The organism is Mammaliicoccus sp. RAM2, from assembly GCF_045897195.1.
Classification (GTDB): Bacteria; Bacillota; Bacilli; order Staphylococcales; family Staphylococcaceae; genus Mammaliicoccus; species Mammaliicoccus sciuri.
In genome coordinates, this window is record NZ_JBJNWI010000003.1 from 161,765 (window position 1) to 173,496 (window position 11,732).

Annotated in this window: 13 protein-coding genes; 1 reads left to right on the forward strand and 12 read right to left on the reverse strand. The window is 33.0% G+C overall.

Features of this window, described 5'->3' with window-relative positions:
* Nucleotides 1-90: 90 nt before the first annotated feature.
* Nucleotides 91-609, reverse strand: a complete 519-nt coding sequence (locus tag ACJTHF_RS05925; protein WP_153654030.1) for an NUDIX hydrolase — start codon at nucleotides 607-609, stop codon at nucleotides 91-93.
* A 134-nt stretch (nucleotides 610-743) separates the two neighbouring features.
* On the opposite strand from ACJTHF_RS05925, the gene ACJTHF_RS05930 reads away from it, so the two are divergent.
* Nucleotides 744-1,523 carry a class I SAM-dependent methyltransferase gene (locus tag ACJTHF_RS05930; protein ID WP_107602969.1) on the forward strand — a complete coding sequence of 260 codons (780 nt, stop codon included), beginning with the start codon at nucleotides 744-746 and terminating at the stop codon, nucleotides 1,521-1,523.
* 86 nt (nucleotides 1,524-1,609) lie between these two features.
* Here the strand turns inward: ACJTHF_RS05930 and ACJTHF_RS05935 are convergent, their stop codons facing one another.
* The 11 genes from ACJTHF_RS05935 to ACJTHF_RS05985 all read right to left on the reverse strand — a co-directional run bounded on the left by ACJTHF_RS05935 (nucleotide 1,610) and on the right by ACJTHF_RS05985 (nucleotide 11,527).
* A complete protein-coding gene (locus tag ACJTHF_RS05935; RefSeq protein WP_107602970.1) occupies nucleotides 1,610-1,957 on the reverse strand; it encodes a DUF2200 domain-containing protein in 348 nt (115 codons plus the stop codon).
* Between the two features lie 68 nt (nucleotides 1,958-2,025).
* Nucleotides 2,026-2,421, reverse strand: coding sequence for a PTS sugar transporter subunit IIA (locus ACJTHF_RS05940; protein ID WP_107602078.1), 396 nt, complete (start codon nucleotides 2,419-2,421; stop codon nucleotides 2,026-2,028).
* Between the two features lie 18 nt (nucleotides 2,422-2,439).
* Nucleotides 2,440-3,297 carry a PTS system mannose/fructose/sorbose family transporter subunit IID gene (locus ACJTHF_RS05945; protein ID WP_232156874.1) on the reverse strand — a complete coding sequence of 286 codons (858 nt, stop codon included), beginning with the start codon at nucleotides 3,295-3,297 and terminating at the stop codon, nucleotides 2,440-2,442.
* Nucleotides 3,284-4,186 (reverse strand): PTS mannose/fructose/sorbose/N-acetylgalactosamine transporter subunit IIC, encoded by a 903-nt coding sequence (locus tag ACJTHF_RS05950; RefSeq protein ID WP_048540851.1) that lies wholly within the window; start codon nucleotides 4,184-4,186, stop codon nucleotides 3,284-3,286. Before ACJTHF_RS05950 ends, ACJTHF_RS05945 begins: the two co-directional genes overlap by 14 nt.
* A gap of 27 nt (nucleotides 4,187-4,213) precedes the next feature.
* Nucleotides 4,214-4,690, reverse strand: coding sequence for a PTS system mannose/fructose/N-acetylgalactosamine-transporter subunit IIB (locus ACJTHF_RS05955; RefSeq protein WP_048540849.1), 477 nt, complete (start codon nucleotides 4,688-4,690; stop codon nucleotides 4,214-4,216).
* The gene (locus tag ACJTHF_RS05960; protein WP_107602971.1) at nucleotides 4,691-6,475 is read right to left on the reverse strand and encodes a glycoside hydrolase family 35 protein; all 1,785 of its coding nucleotides are present in this window, start codon (nucleotides 6,473-6,475) and stop codon (nucleotides 4,691-4,693) included.
* 22 nt (nucleotides 6,476-6,497) lie between these two features.
* The gene (locus tag ACJTHF_RS05965; protein WP_078355226.1) at nucleotides 6,498-7,439 is read right to left on the reverse strand and encodes a tagatose 1,6-diphosphate aldolase; all 942 of its coding nucleotides are present in this window, start codon (nucleotides 7,437-7,439) and stop codon (nucleotides 6,498-6,500) included.
* The gene (locus ACJTHF_RS05970) at nucleotides 7,436-8,371 is read right to left on the reverse strand and encodes a 1-phosphofructokinase family hexose kinase (RefSeq protein WP_107602972.1); all 936 of its coding nucleotides are present in this window, start codon (nucleotides 8,369-8,371) and stop codon (nucleotides 7,436-7,438) included. Before ACJTHF_RS05970 ends, ACJTHF_RS05965 begins: the two co-directional genes overlap by 4 nt.
* 12 nt (nucleotides 8,372-8,383) lie before the next feature.
* A complete protein-coding gene (locus tag ACJTHF_RS05975; RefSeq protein ID WP_078355228.1) occupies nucleotides 8,384-9,484 on the reverse strand; it encodes an SIS domain-containing protein in 1,101 nt (366 codons plus the stop codon).
* A 55-nt stretch (nucleotides 9,485-9,539) separates the two neighbouring features.
* Complete coding sequence (locus ACJTHF_RS05980; protein ID WP_058592184.1) at nucleotides 9,540-10,250, reverse strand: GntR family transcriptional regulator; 711 nt, start codon at nucleotides 10,248-10,250, stop codon at nucleotides 9,540-9,542.
* Nucleotides 10,251-10,348: 98 nt separating this feature from the next.
* The gene (locus tag ACJTHF_RS05985; RefSeq protein WP_088592144.1) at nucleotides 10,349-11,527 is read right to left on the reverse strand and encodes a YbfB/YjiJ family MFS transporter; all 1,179 of its coding nucleotides are present in this window, start codon (nucleotides 11,525-11,527) and stop codon (nucleotides 10,349-10,351) included.
* Between the last annotated feature and the right edge of the window lie 205 nt (nucleotides 11,528-11,732).

Consider the following 11,732-nt stretch of genomic DNA (forward strand, 5'->3'; position numbering starts at 1 on the left):
AATAAGTTAACTAATAATAATCATATTATTTTGAAAACTTTATCTGAATAATAAAATTTTCAAAAAAAAAAGAAACAGCTAAACTGTTTCTTACTCACGTATTGTTCCTAAACCGATATTCATTTCAAATATAAATTCTATAAGACTATTCCTATATGGAATAAATAAACCTTCTTTAATCATGTCTAATAATTCATATTTTGTAACCCATTTTACTTCTTGTACTTCTTCTGTTGGAAAGCTTAGTTTCTCTATATTTATATCTTGATGCACTATGAAAAAATCATCATATCCGTCGTCAAAATTAATTGTGAAATGTGGTCTTCGATTAGTTAAATCTAATTGAATACCTAGTTCTTCATATGTTTCTCGTTCTGCTGCATCTCTATTTGTATCACCTTGAACAGCACTACCTCCTGCTGAAAAGTCCCACTTACCTGGCCATCCTTGTTTGTCATCTCTTCTTTTTTGTATTAGCAATTGTCCCTGTTTATTAATAATACAAACATGAATCACAAGATGATATCGATTAGCAGGCACTTCATTTCCTCTTGTCATCGTTTCATTTAATAACTGCCTATTTTCATCGTATAAATCCCAATTCTCCATTCTCACCACTCCGTAATCATAGTAATCATATTTTATCATATTGAAATTAACACCTTGTTATAGCTATTCATAAGTTATGTGTATTATTACAACCATTCATTTAGGTGTATGGTGTATGGAAAGGGGATGATATTTTGAATAATATTTTTCATGATGAGCAGAATAAGTATATGTATAGTGGACGAAAGGTTGATTATAAATGGGTATCTTTGATAAGTAGCATCATCAAACAATCTAATGTTGATATGGATGATGCACTAGACATTGGTTCTGGTGGCGGCATTTATACAAATCAATTAAGTGAATTTGGATTCAAGCATGTCTTAGGTATAGACCAATCTGAAGTAATGATCGCATCAGCTAATGAACAAGCTTACAATAACCATATACAATTTGAAGTTGGAGATATTTTCAATAATCATTTAGCCAACCAGTCACAGAATTTTATACTTTCAAGAGCACTCATTCATCATATTCAAGATTTACAAAAAGCTTTTTTAGAAACAAAGCGTATTCTAAAAGATAACAGCATATTTGTTATTCAAGATCGAACTATTGAAGATTTAGCGATTCCTGCTTCTTCAAACAATCTACGCGGATATTTATATGAGCATTTTTCAAGACTTCGGGATTTTGATTCAAAGAGAAGACATTCAGAAGTAGATGTTACAAACGCATTGTATGATGTTGGATTTAATAATGTTGAAACTTTAAAAATTAATGAAATTAGACAATCATATGCAACGATAGAATCCTTACAGCATGATTATTTATCAAGAAAAGGTCGTAGTATTCTATTTGAATTATCAGACCAAGAATTAAAATCATTTGTAGCACAATTTCCCAAATATGTAGGAGACGATTCTCCCATAATAGAAAAAGATCAGTGGACACTTTGGGTAGCATATCATTAAAAAAGCATGGGATATTATCCCATGCTTTACACTTCTTCGGACTTTTGTTACTAACGGCTGCCTTATCCCATGCTTTTACTACATATTCACCTAAATATGTTTTCTTTTTTCTTACCTCTTGCTAACTCATCTATTAATTTGTCTAAGTATCTAATTTCTTGCATAAGTGGTTCTTCGATTTCTTCAACTCTTATGCCACATATGACGCCTTTGATCAGTTTTCTATTTGGATTCATATTTGGTGCTTCTTCAAAAAATGTTCTAAAATCAGTTTTGTTTTCTAATTTCTGATCTAATGATTCTTGACTATAACCTGTTAACCAAATGATGATTTCATCTACGTCTGCTTTTGTTTTACCTTTTTTCTCAGCTTTTGTGACGTAATGTGGATAAACATTTGATACTGGCATGTCATATATTTTTTCATTCTTCATTATGCATCCCTCATTTTTATCTTTACTCTATTATAAAGGTAACAGCATTTCTTGACTAATTTTTATCGTTATTCATCATCTTCATCTAAGCCTTGTAGTAAATCATTTACTTTTACGATACTTTTTTGTGTTTCATTAATGATGTCCGCTTCTTGATTCAGCATTTCTCCATTTAAATATGCAATAACCATAGGCAAGTTCATTCCAGCATATAAATCAAACTGTTTTCCAGTCATTAAAGTTTTAGAAATGACATTGGCTGGTGTACCACCTAGTAAATCTGTAAATACAGTTACTTCTTCATCAGTGATTGCTGCTAGTAATTTCTTTTCAAAGTCTTCTTGTCCTTCATCAGGCAAAAGTGCAACAGTTTCAATATTATCTTGTGGTCCTAATATCATTTCAACACTTTCTTTTAAACCTTCACACATTGAACCATGACTTGCTAAAATTAATTTTCCCATTGTGAAAACTCCTATTGATTAAATTTTTGCTAATACGCCTAATGCAGATAATATAACCGTTACAATGATAACGATAAAAATTGCACGCGTTGAATTCATATGTTTTTTGCCTAATAACCAATAAACACCTAGTACAATTGCTAATGGTAATAATTTTGGTAAAATCATATCGACATTATTTTGAATATTAACGGTTAAATCACCAATTTTTGGTTCCCATGCAAATTGAACTTTAACCATCGTGGCGACGAGTGCTCCGACCATAAATACTCCGAGCAATGTAGCAGCATTTGTTAATGATTCGAGTTTATGTTGCATCGTTGTTACTAAAGATATACCTTCTTTGTATGCAAATTCTAATTGTTTCCATCTAAAGACCATAACGGCAATTTGTGTTGCTAACCATATAAAAGCACCAAAAGGATTTCCGTTAATCGCCATATTGGCAGCTAACGCCCCAAATATAGTTGGAATTAATGAACCGAATATAGAGTCACCTACTGCTGCGAATGGTCCCATTAAACCTACTTTCATACCACTTACAGATTCTTTAGATTTAATCTGTTCTTGCTCTTCCATCGCGACATCAATACCCGTCACAATTGTGTTGAAAAAGTTACTCGTATTGAAGAACTGAGCATGTGTATGCATCATTTCTTTTAGTTCTGGTGTATTGTCACCATAAATTTTACGTAATTGTGGAAGCATAATATATAAATAACCAGAACCTTGCATACGTTCATAGTTCCATCCGGCTTGGAACCCTAATAAACTTCTTCTATTAATTTGTCTAAAATCTTTTTTAGTTAATTTATACTGACCTTCTGATATGACATTTTGTTCTTTAGGATCAACATTTTGATTATAGTTCGTCATCTTCAATCTCCCCTTCATCATCATTTTGAGAATTAGAAGTATTCATTTCTCCAGGTTGTACTGGTTTTGCTAAAGAAGTACGTTTGTATTCCATTGCAGCAAACGAAAATCCAATTAACGCAATGGCTAACATAGGTAGAGGATTGAATACAGTATCAAATTTCTTATCAAGTCCTGAAACAGCTGTACCTAAACCGCTCATACCATCAAATACTGTAGCTAATAACGCTGTTAATACAAATCCTAAAATGAAATACATATAATGTTTCTTAATAGGTAAGTATCTTAATAAGATTGCAAAACCGACTGCTGGTAGTACAGCTCCTGCAGTTGTTAATCCATCTCCTAGCCACTTTAAGTCGGAGTTTAAATAGTTCACAACTGTCTTAACGACAGAACCGCCGAAAGCTAATGCTAAGAATACTGGAATCATTCTTGATAATGCCCATGGAATAATACCTGCAATATAATAACGTTCAATGCCTTTATAATCCATTTGTTCGATTTTTGCGTCTATACGATGTGCAAAGAATGTGTTTGTAAATCGAGCTAGAATATCTGTTTGAATCATCAAACTCGCAACAGGTACAGCTAATGTTGCAATTGCTTGAGTCGGCTGCATACCTAATGCAACTGAGAAAGCTACCGCTAAAATTGTACCTGAGTTCGCATCAATTCTAGATGCACCACCGAATGTACCAACACCTAAAATAGTTAACTGCATGCTACCACCGATAATTAAGCCAGTTGTTACATCTCCCATGATTAACCCTGCAATTAAACCAGCGAATACGGGTTGACTTATTGAAGAATAAAGATGAAGTTCATCCCATATTTGATAACCCGCATATAATGTTAAAAGCAGAACTTGCCACCATAATATTTCCATAATTAAAAACCCCTTTTTGTTTGAATATTATTTAATCAATGACATGAAATCCTCACTGTTATCATTTGGAACCATTTGCGAAATAATTCGAATACCTTTGTCGTTAAGCTGTTTAAACATTTCTATATCTTTATCCGTAACATTAATCGAACGCTTGATTGATCTTGTTTCCTTCGTTTGAGACATATTACCAACATTTAACTCATCAATTTTCACACCGTAGTTTACAAGTTCTAAAAATTGATCAGGTCCTTTGGCAATCACCATTAATCTTTGAGAGTCATATTTACCATTTAATATGTTATCCGCAGCCTTTTTAACAGGTAATACACTTAATTTAACACCAGCTGGCGTTGCTAATTTAAGCCCACTTTTATCCACTGTACTTTCTGCGACAACATCATCAATAACCATAAGTCTTGTAATATCTAGCTTTGTCGTCCACAAATTTGCTACTTGCCCGTGAATCAGCCTACCATCAATTCTATTCGCTATAATTGTCATTTAAATCTCTCCCTTTTTTTGAATAAATTTAGGTTCTTTCACCAAATTAATTTCTTGGTTATATGTTCCTTCAGTATCAAAAATAATAATTTCATTTTCCCCTTCATGAAGCAGTGTTTTTGATATATATAGGGATGCTGTTGGTCCAACATTCCAATATCTACCTATATTCACGCCATTCACTAATACTACGCCTTTAGAGAAAGCGCTTACATCAATGTGCGTATTGTTTGCTTCATTTAACATAAACACATACCTGTAAAATGCAGGTGTATCTTTAATCCATTCTTCTTCAAAATGCTCCTTGTTTAGTTGCTCTAATTGAATATGGAATTGTTCATAGTCTTGAACAAAGTGCAAATCTTGCATTAAACCTTGTCCTAAACCTTTTCTTTGTGTACTTGCAAGCAATTTATATCCATAATTTACACGTCCCATATTTTCAACGAGTATATCAATTTGAGGGTCTTCTGATTGTAATTCAGCTTCAAAAGTATCCCCGATTTCTTGTTGATAGGCCGTATAAACATGTTCACCATCTATATACATCTTTACTCTATCTCTTGCATCAACAATTCTAAATTTTTCAATGGATGAATCTTTGTGTACTTTCGTGCGATAAAGCATGTAACCAAGTCCATCACCCGCTTCTTCCATCGTTTCTGGATATTTAGAAGTCGTCTTGTACGATATTTCATCTAGAACATTAAACAAACTGACTTTATCCTGTAGTTGAATATGTTTCAATTCAATAAAATCTTTTATTAACGGTTCTGCTTGTTCAATATGTGGTATTTCTTCTTTGAGCATTTTCTGCAAATCATAATACTTTTGAGTCGGATTGCCCATTTCATTAAGCGGTGCATCATAGTCATAAGAAGTAATTTGAGGCAAGTCTACCGAACCTCTAGCTGAGCAACCGTTCCAGAATCCATAATTCGTACCACCATGAAACATATATAAATTGATATGTCCTTGTTGAACGGCAGTTCTTACTTCAGCAACTAAATCATCACTTTCTCGTTTAATAATGTCGTCGCCCCATCGATTAAACCAACCATCCCAAAATTCCATACACATGAGCGGCCATTTTTTCTGAAATTCATCATGGAATGATTTTAAATTTTGAAAGTTTATATCAGTCTTAGATCCAAAGTTAGCGGTTGGTAAAATATGATCTTCAGCCATACTGCCTGCCCTCAAAGTTTGTGCCCATCCGCCATCAGATGTAAATAGTGGCACTGTTGTACCATGTTTAATCATTAAACCTTTAATCATATTTAAATATGATTTATCTTCACCGAATGAGCCATATTCATTTTCAATCTGCATCATAATAATCGGTCCATTATGATCAATTTGTAACGGCTTTAATATTTTAAATAATTGTGCATAATATCGATCTACTTTATCGATAAATCTTTGGTCTGATGAACGAATTCTCATGTCTTTGTAATTGAGCAACCATGAAGGTAAACCTCCAAACTCCCATTCTGCACATATAAATGGAGATGGTCTTATAATCACGTATAGACCTAATTCTTCAGCCAACTGAATAAAGTGTTGAATATCTTTTTCGCCACTAAATTCAAAGTGTTCTTCCCGAGGCTCGTGATAATTCCACGGAATATAGGTTTCAACTGTGTTAAAACCGAGTGCCTTTAAATTGTATAATGAATGATACCAGTCATCCTTAGGTACTCTAAAATAATGAATAGCACCAGACAATATTTGAATAGGCTTATCATCTAATAAGAAATCAGTGTTAATTTCAAATTTATGCATCTTTACACCACCTGTTCTTTGTTTATCTTATTGGAGTTGCTGTCTTCTGTATGATGTTATTGAGCGTCTCTAAATTATGAATGCCTTCACTGTTCAACCATTCTTTAGCAGCTTCTTGACCTTGTTCTTTGAGTACAACAGTTCCACCTTGCCATGTTGCACGTCCGCATAATACACCATTGAAATGCGCACCACTTTCATGTGCAAAGACAAGTGTATCTTTAAATTGTTGTGAAGTTAAACCCCCACTTAAATATATGTAAGGTATTGAAGTTGCTGTCTCTTGCTCTTTAAAATATGATGCCGCTTCATCTTTACTAAAGACATATTCTTCTGCAAAACCTTCGACATAGTTCATATTAACGGGTGTTTCAACTTTAAGTACATCGACGTTATACTTTTCATCACTAAAAGCTTTCATCGCCTCTATCACTTTATGTGGTCTTACTTTAGCAAATGACCCGCCTTTTACATCACCTATTTGATCATCATAAGTTAAGATTTCTAATAGGAACGGAATATTCTCTTCGACCGTTTCTTGTCCAACTTGTTGTACTAAATCTTTCTTTACATTGTTAATATCGTCCGGTTCATCAACATCATAATAGATGAGTAATTTAATACCGTCAGCACCCATCTCTTTTAATTGTTTAACAGATAAACCTTCAACTAATCTTGGTAATCTACCAACTACTGATTTATCGTATCCTGTTTGTTCATAAGCTAAAATTAATCCAGCGTCTTTAGCCTTAGCTTGTATGCCCTCTTTACCATATTCAGGGTCTAATAAAATACTAGAACCACTTGGTGAAAGTGTTTCAGATACAAGTTTTTTAAATAATGCAATATTGTCATCCGTTCCTTGTTCACCTAGTAATCTTTTGAGTGCACCTCTTTGGTCAACAGCAATTGCAGCGAATATCCCTTTGTCATCGACGAGTTTATTAATATCTTTAATTGTCATCCTAATTTCTCCACTCCCACTTTTTTGATTAAATCATCCACTTCTTGTTGAATGATTTTTCCCGTTGTAGCTTGCATCGCATTTGAAGTACCACATGCTAAAGCTGTTTGAATTGTCGTTACAGGGTCTAAATCATGCTCCACACTATAAGCGATACCTGCTACAGTAGCATCTCCTGAACCTACAGGATTAACCGCATTTATGTTTGGTAAAGTTGCTTTGTAAATCGACTGTTTCAATTTAATAATCGCACCTTCAGAACCAAGCGTTACAAATACATCCACTTCTTTAAATAACTGATTTGTTTTTAGAATCTTGATAATGTCTTGGTGACTTAACTTCTTTTGATGAACTAAGTCTTCAAATTCTGATTGATTAGGTTTTATCGCATGAATATGAGCACACTGTCCTAAAATTCCTTTTAACGATTGTCCATCTATATCGACAATGTTATAACTATTCGTTAATGTATTTAAAATTTTGATCATATATGCGGTCTTTGACTGATTTATTAACTTTGGTGTACTTCCGCTGATGGTTACAACTTTGTACTGATGCGCAATATCCGTTAATTGCTTAAGATACAATGCTTGGGATGCTTCAGATATTTCAGGTCCAGCTTGAAGAATTTCAGTTTGATGTTCACCATCGTTAATCGCGATACACTGTCTTGTATTGCCTTCTATATCTATGAATTGAAGTTGAATATTTCTTTGTTCGAGTTGAGTTTGGATCCATTGTCCATTCGCTCCACCTAAATAACCTGTAGCTGTCACGTCTGCACCTAAATCATTCAGTACTTTCGTCACATTTATACCTTTACCGCCAGCATTTTTAATCATTTGTGTCGGTCTATGCACTGCCCCAATTTCAAGACTTTCAACTTGATAGCTGATATCAATAGATGGATTTAATGTATTTGTCAAAATCATTCTTCTCACCCTTTAGCTATATGGATATATTGTTACCCCTTTAACAACACGATTGATAAAGCCATCTGGACTCGGATTATCAGGATTCAAGCCAAGTTCGACAGATTTTTTGCTTGCTAGTAATTGACCAAACATTAAATAAATCAGCCCTATTTCAAAGTCATTATAATCCTCGATATTTGGTATTTGTGTACTTTCATCTGAAGATTGACCATCTAAAATAAGCAACTGGTACTTATCTTTAACTTTGTTTACTTCATTTAATAAGTCACTTTCATAGTCTCGTTTATATGTTTCATTACTTCTAAGTAATATAAAAATAGAACCTTTCTTTAATCCTGCTTTTGGACCATGTCTAAACCCTAATGTCGTTTCTCTAGCAATCTCAACATGACCACCTGTTAGTTCATTTAATTTTAAGCTGACTTCTTTAGTAAGCTCACCTAACAAGCCAGTTCCTACGTAGAATACTTTTTCAAATGATTTTTGTAATGTTTGATCTGCTAGTTCTTCCAAATATTCGAAAAGCGAATCTGCAGTATCATAAAAGTCATTTGTAATCGATCCGTTAAATAATAAATAACCTGCTACAAGCATTGAAGAAAAGCTTGATGTCATGGCTAATGATTTATCATTTGTTTGTTTAGGAAGTATGACTTTAAAAACATGTTTTAAACTTTCTTCAGTTGCTAAATAACCACTTTTATTATTTGTGATAAATAAATGATGTACTTTATCTGATAACTGCTCGATTAAATCAATCGTTGCTTTCGTTTCAGGACTGTTACCAGATCTAGCAAATGACACAATTAAATACGTCGTTTCTGAATCTATATACGTATTCGGACTCGTAACAAAGTGTGTCGTTGGCACAGATTCAAAATCCCACTTAGGCATTTGTTTCGTATCAATTGCTGTTTTTAAAATATCACCGACATACGCAGATGACCCTGCACCCGTAAATAGTACCTTTAACTTCCCAGTTGTATTTTTCTCTATATCTTTAATGAATTCATCAAAATCTAATTTAGTGTCTCTAATAATCTCTTCTGTTAATTGCCACATTTCAGGTTGTTGTTTTATCTCCGAATATGTGTCTGTAGTGTTTAACAATACTTTCCCCTCCAATATTGGTAATGTTGTCATAACCAGTTTGTATGTATAAAGACTATATTAAGTCTACTGTGTACTTATAGTCTTTACCGCTTGCAACACTCTCTGTGTATTCAATAATCTCATCATTTACAAAACTATATCTTTCAATAAACATACATGGATCATTAACATTTTTCTCTAAATGTTGCGCTTGTTCTTTAGTTATATTTTTTGCTGTTAATGTTTCATAAGCATGATTGATTTGAATTTGGTAATGATTGTTTAATGTTTCGTATAATGAAACTTCATTAAAATCAAATCGATCTAACCCTTCGCAATTCTTTAAAGGTAAGTAACTAGTCTCAAATACTAACGGTTTATCGTTGGCTAATCTTAACCTCTTAAGTTCATACACTTCTTGAAATGATTTGAGCTGCATTTTTTCTTGAATATATATACTTGGCTTTACTCTTTGAATACTTATTACCTTTGTACTTGCTTTGTCACCACTTTTTTCAACTTCATCTTTGAAGCTATAAAGATTGTTCATCTTCTGATTATATTGATTACCTAATACAAAAGACCCTTTACCATGCTCTCTTTGAATTAAACTTTCTGCTTCTAAGTTATCAAGCGCTTCTCTAATCGTGATTCTGCTAACATCGTATTCATCGCAAAGCTTTCGTTCTGAAGGTAACTTGTCGCCTTCTTTGTATTCACCAGAAATAATCTTATCTTTAATTTTTGCATAAACTTGATAATATAAATGTGTATTTTTTAACATCTCAATCATTCCTATTCTAACTGGTTATAACCAGTTTTAATTATAAATCATTTTCTTTAAAATGTAAACGCTTTATAAAAATGTATATTTGCACTACTCTAACTTTTAGGTTGATATGGTCTTATGCTCATAAATATCGCTACAAGAGCGAGTATTAATAAGGAAGATGCAAATATCAATGCACCGTTATAGTTATTAGAACTTCCGATAAGGATACCTGCAAAATATGGTGCCACAACTTGTCCGAGACTATATATAAATGTAAGTAAAGCGACTAAATTTCTTCCTGAGACAGCACTCATGAGTTGACCACGAGACATAAATAAAGTCGTTAATCCTAAGAATGTCCCACCAAACAGACATGAACTTATGATTAAGGCTATAATATTATGCGAAAACACTGGTAAAATCACGCCGATAATTTGAAGAATGAAAGCTAAATATATCGCTTTAATAAATCCAATCTTATTGCCTAAAATAGACCACAATACACATGAAGGTATTGCTGCCATACCAACAAACATCCAACTAAGTGCTGCGTATTCTTTTAAATCAGGAATAGATTCAACAATCGCAACTAAGAACGTACCTGTGACAATATATCCTGCACCTTCTAATAAATAAGCAATTGAAAAACATACCATAAACCATTTTGTATATAATGCGCTATTTTGATCATTTATATGTATTGCCTTTTGTTCTAAGTTGACAGGTTCTTTAATTTCTTTCATAAAGAATATAACTATAAAACCTAATATTAATGAAGCGATGCCTAAGATAATCCATGTTGATGCCCAAGTATTATAATCCGTATAAATTTGAATAAATATACTACTTGTAAATATACCAATCCCTACACCACTATATAAGAATCCAGATAAATGAGATTTCCCACCTTTATTTAAAGACTCGAGCACAACATTTGAAGCTAACACAAATACAGTACCACTTGTAATGCCAGCAATGAATCTTAAAATATTCCATACAAGAAAACCTTGCGTAACACCCATTAATAGAACAGAAATAATATTGATTAATAAATAAATTTTTAAATCCACCACTTTACTTTTAATAATTAAAAAGGTCGGAATCATCGCACCAATTAAATATCCTAAGTAATTTACCGTAGCCAGTAAACCAGCATTTTGGTTTGTTAAATGAGTCGCCTTTTGCATAAAAGGTAAAATAGGCGTGTACGAAAATCGCCCAATTGCCATGACAATAAATAGTGATAACATTCCTAGTAGTAATTGTTTATATGCTTTATTTGCTGACAATTTATGCACCTCATTTTCTATATTTAAACATTATTATCCTCCTCATAGCATTAATATACAAGATGAATTTATAGCAGAAATATGAGGAAAATGAGGAGAATTATTGGTAATGAGTGTGGTAAGGGCTCTTGTGAACACTTCTGGCTAACTTGTTCATAACGGGGGCGTTAGTTACAAAACTCGAACGAAGTGTTACTATGGATAG